Consider the following 22,144-nt stretch of genomic DNA (forward strand, 5'->3'; position numbering starts at 1 on the left):
GGGATGGATTCACAGCGTCCCCCACACCGGGGCAGTGGAACGACTCCGGAGGGAGCTGTCAGAGGTACCTACCTAAAACTGCACCGGCTGAATACCAACCCCAAAAGCCCAGCCACCCTCGCCGCTCTCTTCATTTTCGATCCAGCTAGCGTCGACTGTGACCTGGTCATCGAAGATCACCGCGCGCAAACCAGTCTGCCAAGCAGGATCGTCACCTCCGGTAGAAAAGATCTCGGCAACCCCCTCAAACGGGCCGCCCAGACCGCCCTCTACTGCCAACCCCCAAAAGCCATCTGCATCATTATCGTCATGATCGTAGACGCCGCCGAGATTGACGTGGAGAAAGACCCGCTCATTGGCAAAGCCTTCGGTGTAGGGCACAAGCAGAAAGCTTTCTGCTATCTCCTCGTTATCCCTATCGTATTCAAAGCCGCCAAAGAGCCCTACGCCATACCCATGTGGATCAAGACTACGCAGCAACCATTTGCCCTCTAAGACGTAGTTCTCCTGCGCTTTATTTCGTAAAGACTCTACCTCGGCGGTGACCTGCCAGTTGCCCTGCAGCCGTGTAGTGGCATTAGCAAAGGTGGCCTTATCCTTGTCGCTATGCCAAATCTCCGACTCAATAGCGTTGGGCGCGATTAAATCGGCATCTTCAACCTCGTATTGCCCGGCTGCATGGAGCATCGTCGGTAGCATTAGTGCAGGCAGCAAAGCTGCCTGCCAGGCACTGGACAGCGTCTGTGGTGACCGCCACAACCGTATCTGCTTGTGTTCTTTTGTCATGATTAACTCCCTGAATATTTGCGTATTATGCCTCTATGCCCAACAGCCAGGCGGCCAGGCTGAAATAGATCAGTAGGGCACTGAAGTCTTTGATGGTAGTGATAAAGGGGTCAGCACCCGGAGCATGATCGAAGCCGAGCTTGAGCAGCACCCAGGGCAAGAGAAAACCCAAGACGCAGGCCAAGACCACTGCAGCGAATAGAGACAAGCCGATGACCGGCCCCAGCATAGGCATATCGTTAGGCAGTCCCTGCCAGAAATAGGCAATCAAGCCACCAGCAAGACCCAATACTGCGCCGAGCATCACGCCGACTGCTAACTCACGGAGTATGTGGTAACGGAAGAAGCGTTCCAAGCGGATATGACCCAGGGCAACCCCGCGGGCGAAGATAGTTGAAGACTGGGTACCTACATTACCTCCCATATCCATGATTACCGGCACGAATATGGCTAGAGCCACCAGCGCTTCAAGCACACCTTCAAAGTGCTCGACTACCCCGCCTACAGCCATACCGCCGGCCAATGCTACGCACAAGAAAGCGAGTCGAACCCCAAATGGGTACTTCAATGATCCCTGGGTCAGCCGTTCGCTACGGACAATCTCTTGCGCCCGGGTAAGGCTGCCGACCCCGGCCTTTTTGTAAACGTCCTCCGAGGCCTCTTCCTCAAGCACATCCATTGCATCGTCGAAGCGAATAATGCCAGCCAGGTGGTGCTGCTCATCCAGCACAGGCAGTATTGGTAGATCGCGCCGCTGCAACAGTCGAGCCGCCTGTTCGCGGTCTTCGTCATTATATACGTAGAGGTCTGCTCCCGTTGCTAGCTCCTTGGCGCTGACTTGGGGATCGCTACGCAGTGCTTCAGCCAGGCGGACAAACCCTTGATAGCGGTTGTCGCTATCAATCACACAGACTACCGCGGTTACTTGAGCATCTAACGAGCTATTGCGCACCTGCTCGATTATGTCGGCGGCAGTCTTATCGGAAGTCACTGCTAGGTAATCATCGTGCATTACCTCATGCACCGGGTTGTGAGTCGTTATACCATGCGCATCAATAGCGCTCGCTATACCGACACTATGAATCTCAGTCATGCTGTTATTAGTCATGGCAAAATCTCCCTCTCGAGTCTTTATCTCGCTGTCGAGATATTTTTGATAAAAAAGAGCCCGAGGGGGTTTTTGTCTAAATTAAGCAGATCTTGCATACTTAGACAAAAATCCCCTAACACCCCTGATTTATCAGGAGCTAAAATAGACCCTTTAATGACGTAGCACAGACCAATTTATCTGCAGCAAAACAGCCTAAACAGGCACACGCTGCAGATAGTTATATCCGCTGCCACGACTTACACTCTGAATGTCTTGAGGAGATCCCCAGGTCGGCGCCTGACCTGGAGGCACTAATCCGCGAGGGAGGGAGGCTTCAGGCAGGCTTTCCGACCCGGCAAGCTCCGTCAAAACGGTGTGCTCGGGTCCAATTTGTACTTCGACTACTCGGGTCGTCCATCAGCGCTTTTCTGGTTACCTCCTTAGATTTCCAAATACCGCGCACAATCCTACTCAACCTTGTTGCATAACTCAAGGGGCCAAAGATGAAATTCTCTTTACAATTGACGACCGATGCGAATTAAGAGCGACAAACTTATTTCCGAGTAACAATGCGAAACTTCTGGGGATGCCCTATTTCTCATCACTTGTAACATCTTTACAGGACTACTCCTGAGGTTTGCCGTAGCCAGCACACGCAGTCAGCATAAGCATAACTGAATTCGATTTAATTTGTAGTGATGTTTCGTCGAGTGATAAAGTCATATTTGATCGATACCAAAGCCCAACACTGATGAGAACACGCCCTATGGAAACTCGGAAGGGCTTTCCGAGGCAGGCTAGCCAGCACCAAGGTCCCAGTCAGGAGAGCATGGAGTTTAGGCTTGCGCTGCTCCAAGAAGTGGCTTGCGCAGGGTTCTGGGAGTACGACCTGTGCAGCGGGCAAGTGAAGGCTGATGTGCAATTATTTGCCCTTTACGGCAGTTCACCTTCGACAGATTCTGATACCGGCAATACCGCTTCGTCTCTTGATGCTCTGCGCCAGCATGTCCACCCCGACGACCTACCTAGAGTTGAGATGCATTTGCGGGAGTTTTGCGAGCGCCCTCAACCATGGAATTTGACTTACCGTATAATACGCAATGACGGACTTCTCCGGCATTTTCGCTCGGTGGGACGGGTGGAGAGCGATGCGCAAGGAGAGCCTCACCGATTAATATGCCTTGAACAGGATATCACCGATTATCAGGAGACATTACAGGCGCTGCTCGAGCGCCAACGCCAACTCGATACCATTTTTTACCGAACAAGCAAAATCAGCCTGATCCAGGGCGGCCTAGACGGCGTAATCCAAGATGCCAGCCTGGGGGCAGAGGCACTATTTGGCTACCCGCGCGAAGAACTCATCGGACAGAGCGTAAACGTGCTCTACCCTGATGGGGAACAGAGTATCCCTGCCGACCTCATAGAACGTCTGCACCAAACCGGTCAGGAAGTAGCCGAAGAGGTTAGACACGTACACCGCTCCGGGACTGAGTTCCCGGCCCTGCTAAACCTAGTCCCAATCCATGATGAAGAACACCAATTGGTTGGCGTAATCGGAGTCTGCATGGACCTTAGCGAGCAGGCAGCAGAGCGGGAGCGTTACCGCATGGCCCAAGAGGCAGCCCGATTTGGGATCTGGGAGTGGAATCCCGAGCACGACGAAGTCCACTGGGACGAGGCTACCTGGCGCATGCTCGGTTACGATCTAACCTCGAAACAGCGACTAAGGTTTTCCGACTGGCGAGCACAGGTGCACCCCGAAGATCTGGCTGAGGTCGAGCCTGTAGTCCTGGAGCATATCAAGCAAGGCACCCCCTTCACCATCGAATATCGCTACTATCGCGCTGATGGCAGCTGGCTTTGGGTACAGGCGAGAGGCCAAATCGTCAAGCACACCCCGGATGGCCGACCACAGCTGCTGATAGGCACCCATGTCGAAATTGAGCAGCTTAAACATACTGAACATGAGCTGCGTCTGCGTGAACAAGAACTCCAGCAAGCGGCAATAATTTTCGAGGAGTCGCGAGAAGGGATTGTCATCGCTGACAGTGACGCCCGTATCATCACCACCAACCGCGCCTTTACCGAGATTACCGGCTATCCCGAGGAGCAAGCCATAGGGTGGCGCCCGCAGGACCTACTGGAGTCTGGCTACCACGATGAAGCCTTTTTTGAGGCCCTGTGGCAGGCAGTAGATGAACTCGGCACATGGACCGGCGAGATGTGGGGGCGTCGCCGAGACGGGAAGATTTATTCCGAATGGACAACCATCCGCAAGCTGCACGACGAGCAATACAACCAAACCTACTATGTAATCATCTTCGCCGAAACCACTGACATCAAGGAGTACCAGCAGCAGCTCGAGCACATCCTGTATGTTGACCCACTAACCGAACTACCCAACCGCACGCTCTTTTGGAGCCGCCTGGAACAGGCCCTGCGCCAAAAACACAATAACAGTATATTGGCCGTACTCCTTGCAGATTTCCGCAGTTTTGGGGAACTCAATTACAGCCTGGGGCACGCGGCCGGTGATCACGCCCTCCGGCTCATCGGCAAGCGCTTTGGTGAGGCAGTGGACCAGACGGCTACCGTTGCCAGACTGAGTGGCGATGAGTTCGCAGTTCTGTTACCGCAACTTAGAAACCCAGACGAGGCAGCAATCGCCGCTGAACGGCTTCTAGCCACTGTGGAGGAACCGGTACCGTTTGATGGCACTGAGATTCCGCTCTCCATGTGCCTCGGCGTTGGCATTGCCGCACAGGAACCGGCCAGCGCCGCCACAATCATGGAGCAGGCCAACGCCGCCCTGCGTGAAGCCAAGCGCGAGGGCGTTGGATGCCGCTTCTACAGTGAGGAGCTTACGCAACGTGCCCGCGACCATGTACAACTTGCCTCCGATATGCGCCGCGCACTTGATGCGGACCAATTTGTGATCCACTACCAACCGCAGGTAGACCTCGTCTCTGGCCGCTGGTGTGGCCTTGAAGCCCTCTTACGCTGGGATCACCCGGATCATGGACCTATTTCGCCAGCGCGTTTCATTCCGGTAGCCGAACGCAGCGGTCTCATTGGCCGCCTAGGGACATGGGTCCTTGAGCGAGCCTGCCGAGAATATCAGGAACTGCGCGCAAAGGGACACGACTGGGGCAGCGTGGCGGTCAACATAACTGCGCCTGAACTGGCTGAACCGGCCTTCACTGACCGCGTGCTTGAGACCCTTGAGCGCACCTCGCTACCCCCGAGCTGCCTGGAATTGGAGATTACCGAAAGCCTCTGGGTCAACACAGATCCTAAGACCGTCGAGACCTTAGAGCGATTGCGCCGGCATGGTGTTTCGGTGGCGGTGGATGACTTCGGTACCGGCTACTCGGCACTGAGCTACCTCAAGGACCTTCCCGTCGACAGGATCAAGATCGATCGCTCCTTCATTCACGCCTTGGAACACGAATCCCGCGCCACTACCATCACCGATGCCATACTCGCCTTGGGCCAAAGCCTAGGACTGACCGTAGTCGCCGAGGGGATTGAAACTAGGGAGCAGGAGGCTTACCTGCGCGAGGCGGGGTGCGAAAGAGGACAAGGATTTTACTACGCCCGGCCGGCGCCTTTGGATGCACTGCTCTTATGCTGCTAACTACTCCTTTTTCCTATACAAACCTACCCGGAGTTATCATCCACCCCGGCGTGGAGCAATCCTCGACAGCAGAGGAGATCAATCGCAACATCACCAATATCCGGGATGTCGCCAATGAGACCCAGAACAGCTTCGAGCGTGTCCAGCAAGCGGTCGAGAAACAAAAGAGGCTCGTTGAACAACTCAACGAGGAACTTGCGAGGATTCAGTTTTAGCAACGTCGAGAACTAAACATAATATGAGAATATGGGTTGATGCCGATGCCTGTCCGGTGGTGATTCGCGAGATCCTCTTCCGGGCTGCCGAAAGGACTCGGGTGGAACTAATCCTAGTGGCTAACCACGCCATCCGCGTTCCGCCATCGCAGGTGATAAAATCCATACAGGTTGGCGCCGGATTCGATGTGGCCGACCACAAGATAGTACAAAGCGCCGCGCCAGGGGATCTGGTCGTGACCGCCGACATACCTCTGGCCGCTGAGATTATAGAGGCTGGCGCCCTAGCGCTGAACCCCCGCGGTGAATTGTATACCTCGGAGACCGTCAGGGAACGGCTTAACATGCGCGATTTCATGGACACCATGCGCGCTAGTGGAGTTGAGACCGGCGGAGCTGCAGCGCTTAGCCAGCGCGACCGGCAAGCATTCGCTAATCAGCTAGATCGCATCCTCGCTCAGCGCGATAAAGACATATAGCAGTTTAACCATCTTTATCCATAAGGCTATCTTCTTCAGCCCCCATCTCTTCGTGGCAATAGACATAGACCACCCCGCTCAGGCGTCGGTTAAGCTGTTGGAAGCCGTCTAATACCTCCCAAGCTGGATAAGGCAGACCAGGCTGATAGCGCTTGGTATGGATCAGCCAGCGACTGATCTCCTGCTTACGAGTTAAAATCTTACGCCCTAAGTCGGGGCGCTCGCGCAAGAGCATCCGAGCCACGGTATTCATTTGCTTGGTAAAGCGTGCTGCGGCTTCGAGAATCAGCGGTCGGGCAACTTCTACCGCACTGCGATCGTACTCTAACAGGCGGCCAACTTGGTCATGCATTTCGTGACCGAGGGTGCGCACAATCATCGGCACCTCACGCATAAAATCATCTAGGGTATCTTTCAATGCTTGATCTTCTGGACTCAGCGAGTCGTCGGCGATGGCGTCTAGAAACTCGGTCAGCTCGCTGCATACCTGCTGGATTTCGCGTGAACGATTATCGATTTCCGCGGCCAATTCAGCAGATAAATGGCCCTGGCGCAGCCCCTGCATAACGCTCTCCCCAGTCAGATGTAAGGAATCGAACACCCGCAAGGTTTCGCGCATAGCGGCATTGATAGCCAGGGTATGGTTTTGCAGTAATAAAGGGTCGAGGCGCGCAATAGTGGGCCGCCCCGGGCTTTCCGGCTCGGGAGTAAGGGCGCTGACTAGGCGCTCCAGGGTCGGCACAGCCAGAACTGCCAAGCAGGCCAATGCATTGAAAAGCGTGTGAGCCCAAGCGGCCTGCTGCGGCATGCCCCCTATCCAGTCTTGCGGCTGCAGCGCTGGAAGGGTGAACAAGATCAAAGCTAGAGCTATCGCCAGGGGCACCTTGACCATAAGCACAGCCAACCCTAGACGGCGACCATGCACATCTGCCCAGCCGGCGATCAACACAGTCAAACACAGGCCGATGTTAGCCCCCAAAACCCAGAGCAACAGCATCTCCAGACTAATCTGCCCACCTGCCACCAAGGCCAGCGCCACTGCAATGGAGGCGGTTGCACTCTGAACCAGCAGGGTTAGCAGCATAGCTGCGATCATAAGCAGCAGCGGCAGCTGCGCTAGGGCTTCAAAAAGAGCTTCTACAGCTGGATCCGAGCCTAGAGTAACGGCTGCATCGCTTAGCAGCCCCATACCCAGGAGAATAAAACCGAAGGCCAACAAGGACTGGCCAACCCCACGGAGCCGCCGCGCCTCCAAGAAGAGAAAAAGAAACGCTCCCACAGCAAAGAACAGGCTGTCATAATCTTGGAGGTCAAAAGAGACTAGCTGAACCAGCACCGTACTGCCGAGTTGAGCGCCGAGCAACACCGCTAGTGCATTCCGCCAAGAGACGCTGCCACGCCGCGTCATCTGCACCGAGAGCATAGCAGTGGCAGTGGAGGAAGGCATAAGGGCACCACCCGCCACCCCGCCGGCGAGTGCTCGGACGCGAGTGCGGGTAAACCCTTGCAACCAGTCGAGCAGGTCACCCCCCATAGCCCGCGCAAACCCCCTGCGCAGGAAGTTTAAGCCAAATATAACAAGCAAGATTCCGGCTATGAGATCGATCAACTGCCTTGCCTCGTCCCTAAATTAAACCACACGGTTGAATACCAACGCCGGAGGCATAGCAACTACCCCCGCTCCCTTCATTTTGATCCAGACGGTTTTGCTTACTTAACAAAAATCCCTTAAGGGAGTATCTGAAACTTTCTCGGAGCCACTTTATCTGCAGCTAAAAACCACAACAGATAGTGATGCAGATCAGCACATCTGCTGCTGCAAATCACACCAAAAAGTTTTGAGGAGTTCTCCAGGCCGGGGCCAACCTGGAGGCATTAACCCGAAAGGGAGGGAGGGTTCAGGCAGGCATTCCGACCCGGCGAGCTCCGTCAAAACGGTTAGCTCGGGTCCAGTTTGTACTTCGACTACTTGGATCGCCCATCAGCTCTTTGCTGGTTACCTCTTAGGACTTCTTGATAACGTGCGGAAGTTTACATAATTTGCTTGTACAATTCAAAGGAGACATCAGCTTATCGGCAGTTTGCTTGTGCAGAGATTTTCTAGGTACTCTTTGAGAGGCTTCTAAAACTGGCCATTAATGGCCAATTGTCTCCGGGGAGTCTTTAAATTCCCCCTGAGCCACTCCAACTGCCCCGGTGTGGAGGTCTTGGCGCCAGGGATGGCGCCATGAAGCCTCCAGGGATCGATCTACGGCGTCCTCCACACCGGGGCAGTTGGAGTGGCTCAGGGGGAATTTAAAGACTCCCCGGAGGAGCCCTTTGAGCTCTCTGGATTGACTCTTTTCATGCAGCCAAATACCAAGATGTTAGCAATCTCACAGAAAAAGAAGAAAATCCTAAGTTTGCTAACTATCGGGGCATCCTTATTGCCCTTGCATACTGCAGCAGAGCTGGCCATCGACTTCATTGACATCGGCCAAGGCGACGCCGCTTACATTCACGCCGATGGCTACCATACTCTTATCGACGGCGGCACCCCCCGCTATGACGTCGCTGACTATCTACGTGCTAACGCAGTCGAGCATATCGATGTACTTATCGCCACCCATCCTCACGCCGACCATATCGGCGGACAAATCGGAGTGCTGCAGCGTAAATCAGTCGGCAAGATCTGGTTTAGCGGCGATGAACACGGCACTCAAACTTTTGAGGCTTGGCTTGATGCCGCGCTTGAGTCGAATGCCAGTTACCGTGAACCAACCAGGGGCCACACCAAGCAGCTCGGCGACACAACCCTAACCGTCCTCCACCCCGGCGAACAGACTCGCGGCAACCACCTTCACGATCGTAATCTGGTGGTGCGCATAGAGCGCGGACCATGCGCGGCGATTATTACCGGCGATATTGAAACCGCCGGTGAGCGCGAGATCATACGCGGCGGGCTTGATTTAGACGCCGACCTACTCGAACTCGGCCACCACGGCAGCCGCACCTCAAGCAGTCAAACCTGGCTCGATGCCGTTGATCCTCAAATAGTTGTCGCCCAATACGGCGATGGCAACCGTTACGGTCACCCCCACACCGAGGTTGTGGAGCGCATTCAGGCTAGTGGGGCTGGATTTTTGGGGACAGGAGTTAACGGCACCATACAGCTGCGCTGTGGCACAGATGGCCGTTGGCGAATCAAGACTGAGCGCAGCGGCGAGGTCATCCCGGGGGATCAGCAAGAGACACACGATAGCAAAGCAACCGCACAGGATGTCGATTGTATCGACCTTAACCAAGCAAGCGCGAACGAGCTAGAACGCATAACCCATATCGGCTCTGAGCGTGCCGCACAGATAATTGAGCAACGCCCCTGGTCACAGGTAAGCGATCTCGATAGCATTCAAGGGATTGGCCCAGGGCGATTGCGTGACATTAAACAGCAGGGACGTGCTTGTATTAAATAGCTGCAGAGCCTGATAAAGTTGCACCCAGAGGCATCTAGAGGGCACCTGTAAAACCTCCCCGGAGCAACCATCTGCCCCGGCTTGGAGGTCTTGGCGCCAGGGATGGCGCCATGAAGCCTCCAAGGATGGATTCACGGCGTCCTCCACACCGGGGCAGATGGTGGCTCCGGGGAGGTTTTTACAGGCGCCCTAGAGGGTAATGGCTTAATAATTGTGCTATGCACAAATATCTACTCCAAGGAAGGAGTTTTACAATGAAAGATACCGCCCTTGCCCGGGTAAAGGCTGACACTAACAACCTGCGCACTTTTAGCACTAAGTGCTTAACAATACTGTTTATAGCTGTGCTTTGTTGGCCAACAGGCGTAATTACTATGACTTCCAAATCAGCGGAGCCATTAACCAACCCCGCCCACGAGCAACATGACGACCCGGCAAAAACCGATGAAAACTGGCATGAAGCAAGCGTTGATGCTATCGACGAAGGAATTGCCCGACTATTGGTAGGCTCTGCAGGGAATATTTACGAGATAGATGCCCGGCGCCTCCCCGAAGGGGCCATACCTGGCACATCATTGCTCCTTACTGGGCCGTTAACCGCGGGACTGGAGGCGGTAAGCATTGGCGTCGATACCGCCACAACAAAAGCCCGCCAAGGGCGTGTTCGAAATAAGCTGGACCTCCTAAGACAACGCTCAACAGACTGAATTAGCAATTAATTTTTTTGATCACCTGGCAAAACGCCCAGCTAGTTTGACAATGCTGTCACGCAAGCCTATCCTCGGCTAATAAATATATTCTTATAAAAGCAACCATTCATGCTGAATAAGCCCATCACTGGCTTGCAACTAGAGAGGCTGCAATGACAGATTTGGAGACCGATGTAGCTGTTATCGGCGCTGGCAGTGCCGGATTGCGCGCCTACCGAGCAGCTGCTGCCCACACCAACCGGGTACTACTGATAGAGGGCGGACGCTACGGAACCACATGTGCCAGCGTCGGCTGCATGCCCAGCAAGCTGCTCATAGCCGCCGCAGACTCTGCCCACACTGCTCAGGAAGCAGGCGATCTCGGCGTCTACGCCGACTCGGTTAAGATCAACGGCGCCAAAGTTATGGAGCGCCTCCGGACCCTTCGCGACCGATTCGTCAGCGGCGTCGTCAGCAATACCGAGAAGATCCCAGCCGAGCGGCGGATCCACGGCTATGCCCGGTTCGAGGACGCGCAGACCCTTAAGCTCGACGACGGGCGGCGGATCCGTGCCGAGCGCATTGTAATCGCTACCGGCTCCCGTCCTAACGTCCTGCCGATGTTCGAGGGGCTTGGTGACCGAGTCGTAGTCAACGACGATCTTTTCGAGTGGAGCGATCTGCCTGAATCAGTCGCGGTCTTCGGCCCCGGGGTTATCGGCATGGAGCTGGGCCAGGCCCTTCATCGGCTCGGCGTCCGCGTGCGCATCTTCGGAGTCGGTGGTTTCCTGGGACCGTTGACCGACCCGAGCGTCAAGGAAGCCGCGGAAGGTATCTTTGCTGAGGAGCTAGACCTCGACACCGACGCGCAAGTCGACTCCCTAAGCCGCGAGGGTGATCAGGTCTTGGTGCGCTTCAAAGATAAGAACGGTGACAGTGTGGAAGAGCGCTTCGAGTACCTGCTCGCCGCCACCGGGCGCCGCCCTAACATAGACAAACTAGGCCTAGAGACGACCGGCTTAAACCTTAATAAAGACGGCGTGCCCGACTTTGACCGCTACACCATGCAATGCGGCGATAAGCCGATCTTCATCGCTGGCGATGCCAACAACGAACACCCGGTAATGCCCGACGCCTTTGATGAGGGCGAGATCGCCGGGAACAACGCCGGTCGCTACCCAAAAGTCGAGCCGGGACGCCGCCACCCACCCATGAGCATAGTCTTCACTGAACCTCAAATGGCGTTGGTAGGGATGCGCTACGCCGATCTACCCGACACCGACTACGCTGTAGGCGAGTTCAGCTTCTCCGCTCATCCCCGAGCCATGGTGATGCGTGCAAACCGTGGGCTCATGCGCTTTTACGGACGGCCCTCTGATGGCGCCTTCTTGGGGGCCGAGGTCCTCGGGCCACGCGCCGAACACTTAGGACACCTGCTAGCCTGGGCCGTTGACAGTGGCATGAGCGTCGGGCAGATGCTTGATCTGCCCTACTACCATCCGGTTTTGGAGACGAGCATTCGTAATGCCCTCAGCGACCTGCAGCAGAAGATGCAGCACTAGTTAATAAACCATACCCCCGGTGTGGATGGCGTCGTGAACCTATCACTAGATGGCTTCATGGCGCCATCCCTGGCGCCAAGACCTACACACCGGGGCGGATGGTGGCGCCGGCGAAGTTTTTAGAGGTCCCCTTAGAGGCTGACTAAAGAAGTTCTGGATTTTCTCCTGCTTCACTGCCCATTAATCAATCTAGTTCATCCTCAACATCCTGTAGTGAATCATATTCAACAAACTCTACATCCACTATGTTGGGATATGCGCTTACCAGAGGGAATCTTATTCCATAATATTTGATCTCGACTTCAAGATCATGTTTGGCGGCCCTATCTAACTTCTCCGTTAAGTCACTGGAATTAAAATGCAAATGCCACATTGAATCTCTATTCACAAATTGCCCCTTCGGTGTATATACGCGATAGTGGGCAGTTTCATCACCGCCGACATTCTCCACCCTGGTTACTTCGGTAGTTAATGTGTTAATAGTAGCATGATTGTAACATCCTGGAATAACAACAAAAAAAGTGAGAGCAGCGCCAATCACCGTGTTTCGTATTCTGGCAAAATTACCGAAGAAAAACCGAATAGCCGGATGTGCTGAACGTAAACTATAAAAGACTTCTTCACTCATGACATCTCCTTACAACCCAAAATGCACCTAAGAAGGCCCTCTACAAACCCCCCATGCGAGCCTAGCTTCCTCGGTGTGGAGGTCTTGGCGCCATGAAGCCTCCAGGGACGGATTCACGGCGCCCTCCACACCGAGGAAGATAGGCTCGCATGGGGAGTTTATAGAGGCTCTTTAAGAAGCGCGATGCTTGAGGGCTATATGAACGCCTCTAAAACTTCCCCGGAGCTACTCATTGACTGCCTAGGAAGGAAGACGCAGTGAGCACCAGTCTCCGAGGGAACCCCCTGTGATCTATATGGTAACTAAAGCCATGGATCAACCGCGATGATAGCATAGAGTCTTGAGTGGATCTTTTCAGGTGCATAGAGGAACCTATACCCGGAGCTTTTACAGACACCAATAATCAGACTTCAAACTTACTTGCACTGAGGGCCTGGTAAGATAAATCTCAAGAGGCGGGCAGTGGCATACCTACGGTGCGAGTCCGCTTGGTTATCAGCACCAAACCGCGAATGTTGATGGAACTTCACCCCGAGCATTGAGAGGTTCTTTTCCATTGTCCACCCAGATGACCGTGCTCCGGAAAAGAGGGTGATCCCGTTCGGGTTACCGTGAGCGTAGGTGTTGCCGCTATGGCTGCGGGCCTGTCATTACAGAGCCTTATATCAAGGTCAGATCAGGCGATGTACGAGGCCAAGCAGAAGGGTCGCAACCAAGTTATAGTCTGGCAAGAAAAACGCAGTTAAACATCACATGGTAAGCCCTTGGGGGAGGCTACGTCCGTGAAATATTATGAATTTCGAGAATTAATCGCCGAGTTCGCAAACAAGTTCGGCATCCCAGGCGTAGCTGCCGGCCTGTGGCACAAGGGCAAGACGGTGTACGCCCACCACGGAGTCACCAGCACCGAAAACCCTCTGCCGATCGACAATCACACACTCTTCCAGTCGGGCTCAATCGGCAAGACATTTACAGCGACCGCATTGCTTATGTTGGAGTCTGAGGGGCGTGTAGATCTGCAATCACCGGTGCGCCGCTATATTCCTGAGTTACGCCTAGCGGATGAGTCGGCAGCTAAACAAGTAACGCTCCAACAACTCTTAAACCATACTGCAGGCTGGGAAGGCGATTTCTTCCCGGATACAGGCGAAGGCGATGATGCACTGGCGCGTTTCGTGTGCCGTTTCAACGAACTCACGCAGCTAACGTCACCCGGCAAAGTCTTCTCCTATAACAACGCAGCTTTTAGCCTTGCCGGCCGTGTTATCGAAAAAGTTACCGGAGAGACATACGAAAGGGCAATCCGCAGTATGCTCCTTCAGCCCTTAGGTTTTCGCGAGTCCTTTTTTTCACGCGATGAGATCATGACGCGCCGGTTTGCCGTCGGCCACACGCCTGCAGAGGATGATAGATTACAGATCGCCAGACCCTGGGGATTGCCGCGCAACAGCGCGCCGGCGGGAGGCATCAGCACCAGTATCGCGGATCTGCTCGCCTGGGGGCGTTTTCATGCAGGTGACTCTTTTCGGGGAGATGGCTTACGAGAGTTGAGTTTTTCGAAGCTTTCCGCTATGCGAACTCCCACGGTCCACACCCCTGGTGGGGCGTTTGGCGATGCAATGGGTATCGGTTGGTTCCTAAGCAATCTCGGTGACACTTGGCTAGTGAGTCATAGCGGCAGTACACCTGGCCAAGAAGCCAGCCTCTCTCTTCTCCCTGATTACGATTGGGCCCTTGCTCTGCTGACCAATGCCAGCCCTGTTGGTTTAGCCATGAACCGGGAACTCCGGCAACAAGTACTCGCATCTTGCACTGGGATTATCGAGGAACCCCCTAAGCCAAAGTCAGTGGACTCAGCTAGACTCACTGCGTATGCAGGAGAATATCGCGCTAGAGGAATGTGTTGCCGGGTGGATGTAGATGAAGCAGGGGAGCTGGTTTTAAGTGTGAATAATGACCCGCAACTGGTTGAGCAAGCTACCGAGGCAGACGAGGCTTCACTATCTCACCCAATGACTCTACAAGCAGGGCTTGTGGATGAAGATACGCATCGCTATGTATTCAAAAGCGGTTTATTTCAAGGCATGACCGGATATTTTGATTGTAATAGTGATGGTGAAACCAAGGGGGTACACTTATTTGGACGATGGTTGCATCGCGCAAAAATGTGATTAGTCGAGCGGTCCGGATGGTACTCACTACCATCTTTTAGGCAACTCAGCTGAGTATGCTGCATTAGTCAGGCTGAAACTGAGAGGCAATAAATGTGACTCTCGCAAATAAGATGGTCGATTCCATTCAGCTAGGGAGAGTCCCACCCGCTGTCAATGCCCTGCTGGAAAGCACAGTACAAGACCTGGCCGCTGTGCGTGGAGTTCGGCACGCTATAGTTGGGGTCGAAGCCGGTGACTGCTCTTACCGCTGGATCGGCGCTGCCGGCAGTGCAGATGCGACCGGGGGGTTGATGACAGCGCAGACGCCCTACTTCCTAGCCAGCGTGACTAAGCTATACATCGGCGCAGCGGTCCTACGCCTGCATGAACAGGGCCAGCTGTCCATTGACGATTCACTAATTTACCACCTACCTGCCCGGCAGCTGTCGGGTCTCCATATGCGTCGGGGCATTGATCGCACTGCCGAACTTACCTTGCGACACCTTCTAGGACACACCTCCGGTCTTCCGGAATACATATTCGCGGCACCCAAAGGCAAAAAGGCGCTACTTGATAGGGTCTTAGAACAGGATGACCTGAGCTGGAACACCGCAGATGTGATCGAGATGGCCCGGGCGGCAGGAGAAGCCCACTTTAATCCCCGGCCCTTTGATGATAACAGGCACACTATCCGCTATTCGGACACCAACTTTCAGCTGCTCATGGCCGTGATTGAAGCTGCTACCCGCAGACCAATCCATGAGGCATTTGCTCGGCTAATCTATGAGCCACTTGGCTTAACCCAAACATGGCACCCTGGAACGCATTTAGATACGTCTACACCACTTGCAGCATTGCCGTGGGCGGGAGCAGAGCCGCTGGACAAACCTCTTGCCTTGCAATCGTTTCGGGACTTGTTTAGCACCGCCGACGAGACCCTGATTTTCTTGCGAGCGCTCATTACCGGGGAGCTATTTGATGATCCTGCCACCGCAGGGCTGATGTGGCAGCACTGGAACCCCTTTAAGTTCTCTCTTATACGCAGGGCACCATCCTGGCCCATCGAGTACGGATTAGCCATGATGCGGTTCAAGAGCCCGCGTTTTCTAGAGCCCTTCATTTATTCCCCGCCTTTGATCGGCCATACCGGACTTTCAGGATCTTGGCTCTTCTATGCCCCCGATGCCGATTTATACCTAACCGGGACAGTAGATCAACTGACAGCCCCAGCAGTACCGTTCAAGTGGGTGCCACAACTCGTTAAAGAGCTGCGCACTGCCGGCTCTGAAACCTGAGTATCCCAACTAAGACGCTGGTCCAGATTTTTATTAATACGGCACCCTACTCGGCAGACCACATCGACGTAATCTCATTGGCTGCTTGGGGAAGAGATAGCCTCCCCAAACCTCTGTTACTCGTTCCCGGCCACCTCGATCACCGGCAAGCGCCCGCGCAACCCTTCCTCATCAGTGTCGTAGAGTGATGCTACCTCCGCTAGGTACGCATCCTCTTCGCCCTCCGCCACCAGGCCCACCGGTAACGTTACGTAGTGGCTACGGTTACCGGTGTGATCGTCGTGAATGCCGAAACCGAAGGTCATCCCGGCCCTATCGAGAGCCTTACCCAGCTCGTGATCCGTGATGAGGCCACCGTCAGCTGAACGTGCCTCGAGAGGCCGCACCACCACCACATCATAGCGGCCTTCGCCTGCTTCCGTTTCTGTCCAGCCGGTGAAGGCCCAGACACTGCTCCGCGCCCCCTCCGCCTCCTGCATGACGCGCCGAGGGATCAGCACCCCATCGTCGAGAATGTCACCCAAGGCGTCCCCAGCATCCCCATAAGGACCAAAGTCTTTCTGCAGGACGTAGTCTTCGCCGTCCCAGGCGATGAGATGATCGTCCTCTGCCAGATCTATAGCGTTATTGCGGGGGTGCCCAGGCTCAACGATCAGCGGACCAAGCCCTGCGCGGCGCAGTTTGGCGAATTCTTCCTCGTCTAACCCCCAGAATCCGGTTTCTCGGGGATCGTAGACATACCGCAGGTAGTCACCCTCGACGCCATCCCCAGGATCCTGGTTACGCCAGTTGCCCCGACCACTGGGGCTGAAGCGCTCGTCCTCCTCAACCAACGCATTGTTACCCTCACGGTAGTGGTAGACGTAGTCCCCGGAGGCATGACCCATCGGCGCTGAACGTCCCATTCGAACCTGGAACAGATCGAGAAAACGCCCCTGCTCCAAGGAATCTGCCAGGGCTTGGGTGTCACGTCCCTCGTAACGGGATGCCAGCCGCTCAGGGGCGCGGTAGTCGTCCGGGGTTTGCCCCTCCAGATCGCGACTATTGAGGGTGTAGTGGCGCATGTCCGACTGACCCTCAAGCAGCGTACCCTCAACGTCTGAGGCCTCAGGTTCATAGGCACCGGGCATATTACGCAGATCATCGTGGCAAGCGATAAAGCAGCCCTGAGCATTAAAATTACCGCTCTCGCCGCCGTCGAACTCGTCGGTAACCGGATCGGCAGCCGGCGCACTCATCGCTACGAGTCGCTCCTCGTAGTCGAAGCGCCCCTGAGCGGGGAGATCTTCTGAAGCTACCGGTTCGGCCCGCTCGGAGCCCGCATTGCGCTGCTCACCCCGAGCGCCGAATGACTGCTCATCGGCATCCCAGCGGTAGGTCTGATGGGTTATGTTCGGGCCCGGCTCGCCCCGATCACGACCGCTGGCATCGGTGTCCGAAGTCCACGACGCGTGGATATACAGATACTCGGCATCCCGCGCAGCCCGCAACTCCAGCTCACGCGTGCCCGGCTTGTCGTAGTCTGCTGCTGCTTCGCTGAGATCGACCCCCATCTCGAACGGATTAGACGCGGCCCAGTCCCACTCACTATCTATCCCGCCATGGCCGTAATCCGGATCCGCATGGCAGTTCCAGCAGCCGGTAGGATTGCCAGGCTCAAAGGCGTACCAGCCCTGATGGCCGTCAGTCTCGGCCTCAGAGTGGTAGCCGCTACTCGGCTGGCGACCTTCACCGGCATTGGCGAGCCACAGCCGGCTGGCCTGATTGGGATAGAAGGCAGTGACTCGCACCGGCTCGCCGAAGCTAAGATCCTCTATCCGCCTCGCAACCTCAAGCCGCTCCGGGTCCTCGACAGCAAAGAGATCTAGGGCTAGCAACGAGGCATCCGGGCGTTGAGCATCGGGCTCCGGCTGTGTGTCACCGGTCCTCTCACAGCCAGTTCCCCCAAGAAGGACGAGACTACTGATGACCGCCGCAACCCGAAATCCTCTTCCGGATAAGCGGCCACTCAGCAGCCACGCAACCTTTGTTTCACGCTTGCACACCATGCTCGACACCGCTCCATTAGCCCTTGACATTTGGGAACCTCTAAAAACTTCGCCGGCGCCGCCACCATCCGCCCGGTGTGGAGGACGCCGTGAATCCATCCCTGGAGGCTTCATGGCGCCATCCCTGGCGCCAAGACCTCCACACCGGGGCGGATGGTGGCGGCGCCGGCGAAGTTTTTAGAGGCCACCATTTGCTTGTTAAAGTTACCCGGTTAAGCCAGTTATGCACAACCCGCAAAGCTCGCGATTTTGACGGATAATCAGCCCGTGATAGTGCGCGAGCGTCGCTTTGAGATCTTCAAAAGACTCATAAGGCGTTGATTTAAATGCAGTAGCCACTTTTCTGAACAAAGTCTATTCAAATCCGCCAAAGGCCTGTTCAGATTAGGCAGAGAGACTTTCTCCACAGAGTTTTCCACAGCTTTTGTGGACAACTTCAGCAGCGCTCCATCACTTGCAATCTTTCCCGTCGATGCTACAAACGCGCTGATAACGCCGCCGTGCATACCACCGATAGAAAGGCTCCAGCACCCGGGTAAGCCCCAGTCCACGAACTAACCACGACAGCCAACGCCAGTAAGGCAGGTACGACCACACTACCGTGAAGGCAGCTACACCGCTATGTAAGCTCCCATCTCTATCCCTACAATGGAAACGCTGCATGGCTTGCTCCCAGGTCAACCCGGTTCCCTCTAGCGAATTAGGCTCATGAAGGTCGCGCCACTCAATAGCACCTGCCCGGTCAAGGCGCTGGTATAAAGCAATCTCACGCCGACAGACCGGGCATTGCCCATCAAAAAATACTGTTGGACGGGTATCGGTAGAAGTAGATTGAGAATCAACCAATTTATCAGCCTCTGTCGCTGTATTAAGTTCACATTAACTTTCAGTTCCACCAGCCGGGCACCTCTAGACACCTCCGGCCTCCCAGGCGCCATCACCTGCCCCGGCGTGGAGCTCTTGGCGCCAGGGATGACGCCATGAAGCCTCCAGGGGTGGATTCACGGCGTCCTCCACGCCGGGGGAGATGATGACGCCAGGGAAGTGTCTAGAGTTTCCCCAGTCATAGTGACTGATCAAACATCAAGGACAAACCCCATCCTCCGGTGAGCCGTCGTGTTCGACTTCCACAAGTTCGTCTACCGCGAAACCCCACTCCTCAGCTTTTGTTACCAGGTCAGACAGCACATCCTCATCAAGATCAGGCTCGCGCGCCAAAATCCATAAGTAATTACGGCTAGGCCCTGAAACCATGGCCCACTCGTAGTCATCATCAAGGACGATCACGTGGTATCCGCCAGCGATTGGCCAGAAAAACACCACCCGTAAACTGGCGATGTCGGGGCTTTCGCGAAAGGTAGCTGTACCTTCAATGCTTTTCCACTCGCAATCATCAGTGTCAAAGCCACGGTTAATGACCTTAATTGTGCCATCATCTTGAGCCTGGTACTCAGCTGTAACATGGGTCAAACCACGCTCGAAGCGATGATCCAGCCGCTTGATCTCGTACCATTTGCCAGTATAGCGTTCGGCATCGAAGTCGCTTACAGGCTCAATTCCGGAAGGCGCCCCGGTGCAAGAGCTAAGCAAAAAAACAGCCACGACTGCTCCTATACAAGAGCGGACTGTTAGCCTGGTGGTGGATATTAAATTATTCACAAAAGAACCCTTAAGTTTTTACGGCTGCAGCGTATAGGGCAAGATGCTCCAGAAAAAAGCTCTGGCCGAAGGGATACCATACCAGACACTTATTGCCAGCATCCTCCAGAAATATGTCGAGGGTCGTCTGCATGAAGATCGATAAGCTGCTCTAGCGCCTTCCCTTCGGGCACCTGCTCGACGACCTTGAATTCAAAGAGGTAAAGATGGCCGTCGAAGCCGGTCGTCATATCGACTCGGCCGGTGTTGCTGGCGTCCTTCACGGTTACACCGAGGCCCAAGGCGGCGAAGTGGCTGTCGATGCTGAGTCTCTCTGCCTGATCGTGAAGGATTTCGCTGATGTGCTGGTCGAGTTTGCTGCCGGCTATGCAGTACGCCGTCGGCGAAGCTCAGGCGAATCACCGGATGGTGTACCGACCACTCCCACCGGTCGTGGATGTAGAGACCGCGAAAGAGTGCCTCCCGTCCCTCGAAGAGCGACTTCAGGGTGTCGAGCAACAGGCTCTTGCCGAAGCGGCGCGGACGGGAGAGGAAGAAGTACTTGCCGGCATTGATCAGACGCTCAATGTGAGGCGTCTTGTCGACGTAGTAGTATTCACCGCTGACGATATCGGCAAAGGTCTGGATGCCGATAGGCAGTTTGCGTCGGCTAGTCATAAGAGAGCGCCAAAATACCTATTCCAGGCCACCAAATAGTGACTGTTGATTGGATTCTACGACAACCCGAATTTTTCGAACTTCATGGGCTGGAAAGCCCAGGTTCCTTGCGATCCCTAAGGGATGGCGCCATGAAGCCTCCAGGGATGGATTCACGGCGTCCTCCACACCGGGGCAGATGGTGGCGCCGGCGAAGTTTTAGAGGTTCCCTACAGTGTACTGGTAAAACCTTGCCCAGCGGTAGCACGCAAACCCTAACAATCGCAATCTGCGGCGGGGTGGCCAGAGTGAAGCTAATGTGAATTTATGCAATACCGGGCGATACTGCTACACTCAACTTAAGCCAATACCATCAATGGGAGCTGCCCATGGTAGAGCGCGTAGAGGCGGCTTTCTCCTCACTCTCGGACTTCCTCTGGGGACCGCCGCTAATCGCCCTGGTAGTCGGTGGCGGGATCTTTTTCCTGATCTTCTCCCGCGGCTTGCCCTATCGCCACTTCGGACACGCCCTCGCGGTAGTAGCCGGACGCCACGACCGTCCCGACGACCCGGGCGATATCAACCACTTTCAAGCCCTCTCCACAGCGCTCTCGGGGACCTTAGGCCTGGGCAACATCGCCGGAGTGGCGGTGGCGATAACCATGGGTGGACCTGGTGCTATCTTCTGGATGTGGGTGACCGCGCTCGTCGGCGTCGCCACTAAGTTTTTTACCTGCACCTCAGCCCTGCTCTACCGCGGCTACGACAGCCAGGGCAACCTTCAGGGTGGCCCAATGTACATGATCCGCGAAGGCCTGGGCCGGCGCTGGATGCCGCTTGCTATGTTCTTCTGCATCGCCGGGCTCTTCGGCACCCTGCCAATTTTTCAGATCAACCAACTCACCGAAGCTTTGCGTGATGCGATACTGGTGCCGGCCGACCTGCTCACCGAGGAGCAGATTCCGTGGTTCAATTTACTTTTCGGCTGCGCCATAGCCGCAGTGGTCGCGGCGGTTATATTCGGTGGAATCTGGCGCATCGGTTACGTAGCCTCGCGTCTGGTACCTGCCATGGTCATCGCCTATATGCTTTGTGCGGTAGGCATCCTTGCCCTCAACGCCGCGGAAATCCCGCAATACCTTGGACTGATTGTCACCGACGCCTTCTCAGGGCAAGCGGTAGCCGGGGGGCTGCTTGGGGTGATGATCGTCGGCGTGCGCCAGGGAGCCTTCTCCAACGAGGCCGGGATCGGCACCGAGGTTATGGCCCTTGGCGCAACCAAGACCCGCAAACCGGTTCGCGCCGGCCTGGTGGCCATGATCGGACCGGTTGTCGATACCCTCATCGTCTGCACCTGCACGGCCCTGGTGATCCTCATCACCGGTGCCTGGGTCGCCGACGGCGAAGTCGAAGGCGCGGCACTCACCGCCGCCGCCTTTGCCGAGGCCCTCGGCGGCGCCGGGCCGTGGCTGGTGGCGGTGCTAGTGGTGCTATTCAGTATGACGACGATGTTCACCTTCTGGTACTACGGCGCGAAGTGTCTCGGCTTTCTCGTCGGCGCCGAGTACCAGCACTATTACAAGTACTTCTATACAGCACTGGTGGTAGTAGGTGCAGTGGCCACACTGGAGGTAGTCATCTATCTGGTTACTGCCATGTACGGGCTGATGGCCATCCCCACCATGATCGCCACCTTGCTGCTAGCACCGCGGGTGATGCGCGAGGCGCAGGACTATTTTCGGCGCCGGGATTGGCTGTGAAGGTCTTTATCTATAAAAGACCGCAATTTGCCGGTTCGGCTATGGGGCTCGC

General features: G+C 55.5%; 17 protein-coding genes and 3 pseudogenes. 12 read left to right on the forward strand and 8 right to left on the reverse strand.

The window, feature by feature from the left end:
- Window positions 1–72: 72 nt before the first annotated feature.
- Together HH1059_RS09710 and HH1059_RS09715 are read right to left on the reverse strand one after the other, a co-directional pair.
- Window positions 73–786: a hypothetical protein gene (locus HH1059_RS09710; RefSeq protein ID WP_096409966.1), complete on the reverse strand. Its 714-nt coding sequence runs from the start codon at window positions 784–786 to the stop codon at window positions 73–75.
- Between the two features lie 25 nt (window positions 787–811).
- Window positions 812–1,894, reverse strand: coding sequence for a magnesium transporter (locus tag HH1059_RS09715; RefSeq protein ID WP_096409967.1), 1,083 nt, complete (start codon window positions 1,892–1,894; stop codon window positions 812–814).
- An 811-nt stretch (window positions 1,895–2,705) separates the two neighbouring features.
- Between HH1059_RS09715 and HH1059_RS09720 the strand changes: the two genes are divergently transcribed.
- Genes HH1059_RS09720 through HH1059_RS09730 form a run of 3 tightly spaced genes read left to right on the forward strand, consistent with a single transcriptional unit; the run spans window position 2,706 to window position 6,210 of the window.
- Window positions 2,706–5,516, forward strand: a complete 2,811-nt coding sequence (locus tag HH1059_RS09720; protein ID WP_162549485.1) for an EAL domain-containing protein — start codon at window positions 2,706–2,708, stop codon at window positions 5,514–5,516.
- A complete protein-coding gene (locus HH1059_RS09725) occupies window positions 5,507–5,731 on the forward strand; it encodes a hypothetical protein (RefSeq protein ID WP_096409969.1) in 225 nt (74 codons plus the stop codon). Before HH1059_RS09720 ends, HH1059_RS09725 begins: the two co-directional genes overlap by 10 nt.
- 23 nt (window positions 5,732–5,754) lie before the next feature.
- Complete coding sequence (locus HH1059_RS09730; protein ID WP_096409970.1) at window positions 5,755–6,210, forward strand: YaiI/YqxD family protein; 456 nt, start codon at window positions 5,755–5,757, stop codon at window positions 6,208–6,210.
- 4 nt (window positions 6,211–6,214) lie between these two features.
- On the opposite strand, the gene HH1059_RS09735 is transcribed toward HH1059_RS09730, so the two are convergent.
- Window positions 6,215–7,819: a Na/Pi cotransporter family protein gene (locus HH1059_RS09735; protein WP_096409971.1), complete on the reverse strand. Its 1,605-nt coding sequence runs from the start codon at window positions 7,817–7,819 to the stop codon at window positions 6,215–6,217.
- A 754-nt stretch (window positions 7,820–8,573) separates the two neighbouring features.
- Here HH1059_RS09735 and HH1059_RS09740 point away from each other — a divergent pair.
- The 3 genes from HH1059_RS09740 (at window position 8,574) to HH1059_RS09750 (ending at window position 11,913) form a co-directional block, all read left to right on the forward strand.
- On the forward strand, window positions 8,574–9,662 hold the full coding sequence (locus tag HH1059_RS09740; protein WP_231901933.1) for an MBL fold metallo-hydrolase: 1,089 nt from the start codon (window positions 8,574–8,576) through the stop codon (window positions 9,660–9,662).
- 374 nt (window positions 9,663–10,036) lie between these two features.
- On the forward strand, window positions 10,037–10,369 hold the full coding sequence (locus HH1059_RS09745; RefSeq protein ID WP_162549487.1) for a DUF3006 family protein: 333 nt from the start codon (window positions 10,037–10,039) through the stop codon (window positions 10,367–10,369).
- Window positions 10,370–10,524: 155 nt separating this feature from the next.
- Entirely contained in the window at window positions 10,525–11,913 is a 1,389-nt protein-coding gene (locus HH1059_RS09750) for a dihydrolipoyl dehydrogenase (RefSeq protein ID WP_096409974.1), read from the forward strand.
- 184 nt (window positions 11,914–12,097) lie between these two features.
- On the opposite strand, the gene HH1059_RS09755 is transcribed toward HH1059_RS09750, so the two are convergent.
- Window positions 12,098–12,541, reverse strand: coding sequence for a DUF1523 family protein (locus HH1059_RS09755; RefSeq protein ID WP_096409975.1), 444 nt, complete (start codon window positions 12,539–12,541; stop codon window positions 12,098–12,100).
- Window positions 12,542–13,140: 599 nt separating this feature from the next.
- Between HH1059_RS09755 and HH1059_RS14120 the strand changes: the two are divergent.
- The 3 genes and pseudogenes from HH1059_RS14120 to HH1059_RS09770 form a co-directional block, all read left to right on the forward strand.
- Window positions 13,141–13,287, forward strand: a pseudogene (locus tag HH1059_RS14120) (diguanylate cyclase domain-containing protein); the annotation flags it as partial.
- Window positions 13,288–13,305: 18 nt separating this feature from the next.
- Window positions 13,306–14,712 (forward strand): serine hydrolase domain-containing protein, encoded by a 1,407-nt coding sequence (locus HH1059_RS09765; RefSeq protein ID WP_207148202.1) that lies wholly within the window; start codon window positions 13,306–13,308, stop codon window positions 14,710–14,712.
- 95 nt (window positions 14,713–14,807) lie between these two features.
- Complete coding sequence (locus HH1059_RS09770; RefSeq protein WP_231901934.1) at window positions 14,808–15,989, forward strand: serine hydrolase domain-containing protein; 1,182 nt, start codon at window positions 14,808–14,810, stop codon at window positions 15,987–15,989.
- A gap of 116 nt (window positions 15,990–16,105) precedes the next feature.
- Here HH1059_RS09770 and HH1059_RS09775 read toward each other — a convergent pair whose 3' ends face one another.
- Window positions 16,106–18,067, reverse strand: a complete 1,962-nt coding sequence (locus HH1059_RS09775) for an ethylbenzene dehydrogenase-related protein (RefSeq protein WP_162549488.1) — start codon at window positions 18,065–18,067, stop codon at window positions 16,106–16,108.
- Between the two features lie 59 nt (window positions 18,068–18,126).
- Here HH1059_RS09775 and HH1059_RS13445 point away from each other — a divergent pair, with 59 nt between their 5' ends.
- Complete coding sequence (locus HH1059_RS13445) at window positions 18,127–18,297, forward strand: hypothetical protein (RefSeq protein WP_162549489.1); 171 nt, start codon at window positions 18,127–18,129, stop codon at window positions 18,295–18,297.
- A gap of 190 nt (window positions 18,298–18,487) precedes the next feature.
- Here the strand turns inward: HH1059_RS13445 and HH1059_RS09780 are convergent, their stop codons facing one another.
- Window positions 18,488–18,883, reverse strand: coding sequence for a thiol-disulfide oxidoreductase DCC family protein (locus HH1059_RS09780; protein WP_096409980.1), 396 nt, complete (start codon window positions 18,881–18,883; stop codon window positions 18,488–18,490).
- Between the two features lie 237 nt (window positions 18,884–19,120).
- Entirely contained in the window at window positions 19,121–19,639 is a 519-nt protein-coding gene (locus HH1059_RS09785; RefSeq protein ID WP_231901935.1) for a lipocalin family protein, read from the reverse strand.
- A gap of 103 nt (window positions 19,640–19,742) precedes the next feature.
- Between HH1059_RS09785 and HH1059_RS13835 the strand changes: the two are divergent.
- Window positions 19,743–19,841 (forward strand): annotated as a pseudogene (locus HH1059_RS13835) (antitoxin); the annotation flags it as partial.
- 154 nt (window positions 19,842–19,995) lie between these two features.
- Here HH1059_RS13835 and HH1059_RS13840 read toward each other — a convergent pair.
- Window positions 19,996–20,353, reverse strand: a pseudogene (locus HH1059_RS13840) (AAA family ATPase); the annotation flags it as partial.
- A gap of 368 nt (window positions 20,354–20,721) precedes the next feature.
- On the opposite strand from HH1059_RS13840, the gene HH1059_RS09800 reads away from it, so the two are divergent.
- Complete coding sequence (locus HH1059_RS09800; RefSeq protein ID WP_096409982.1) at window positions 20,722–22,092, forward strand: alanine/glycine:cation symporter family protein; 1,371 nt, start codon at window positions 20,722–20,724, stop codon at window positions 22,090–22,092.
- Window positions 22,093–22,144 lie beyond the last annotated feature (52 nt).

The sequence above is a fragment of the Halorhodospira halochloris genome, from assembly GCF_002356555.2.
In the GTDB taxonomy this organism is placed as follows: Bacteria; Pseudomonadota; Gammaproteobacteria; order Nitrococcales; family Halorhodospiraceae; genus Halorhodospira; species Halorhodospira halochloris.

Coding starts and splice junctions, on each gene's coding strand:
- HH1059_RS09715 (WP_096409967.1), bottom strand. CDS start 1,894: ATGACTAATAACAGCATGACTGAGATTCATAGTGTCGGTATAGCGAGC.
- HH1059_RS09750 (WP_096409974.1), top strand. CDS start 10,525: ATGACAGATTTGGAGACCGATGTAGCTGTTATCGGCGCTGGCAGTGCC.
- HH1059_RS09740 (WP_231901933.1), top strand. CDS start 8,574: ATGTTAGCAATCTCACAGAAAAAGAAGAAAATCCTAAGTTTGCTAACT.
- HH1059_RS09755 (WP_096409975.1), bottom strand. CDS start 12,541: ATGAGTGAAGAAGTCTTTTATAGTTTACGTTCAGCACATCCGGCTATT.
- HH1059_RS09730 (WP_096409970.1), top strand. CDS start 5,755: ATGAGAATATGGGTTGATGCCGATGCCTGTCCGGTGGTGATTCGCGAG.
- HH1059_RS09710 (WP_096409966.1), bottom strand. CDS start 786: ATGACAAAAGAACACAAGCAGATACGGTTGTGGCGGTCACCACAGACG.
- HH1059_RS09725 (WP_096409969.1), top strand. CDS start 5,507: ATGCTGCTAACTACTCCTTTTTCCTATACAAACCTACCCGGAGTTATC.
- HH1059_RS09800 (WP_096409982.1), top strand. CDS start 20,722: ATGGTAGAGCGCGTAGAGGCGGCTTTCTCCTCACTCTCGGACTTCCTC.
- HH1059_RS09745 (WP_162549487.1), top strand. CDS start 10,037: ATGACTTCCAAATCAGCGGAGCCATTAACCAACCCCGCCCACGAGCAA.
- HH1059_RS09720 (WP_162549485.1), top strand. CDS start 2,706: ATGGAGTTTAGGCTTGCGCTGCTCCAAGAAGTGGCTTGCGCAGGGTTC.
- HH1059_RS09775 (WP_162549488.1), bottom strand. CDS start 18,067: ATGTCAAGGGCTAATGGAGCGGTGTCGAGCATGGTGTGCAAGCGTGAA.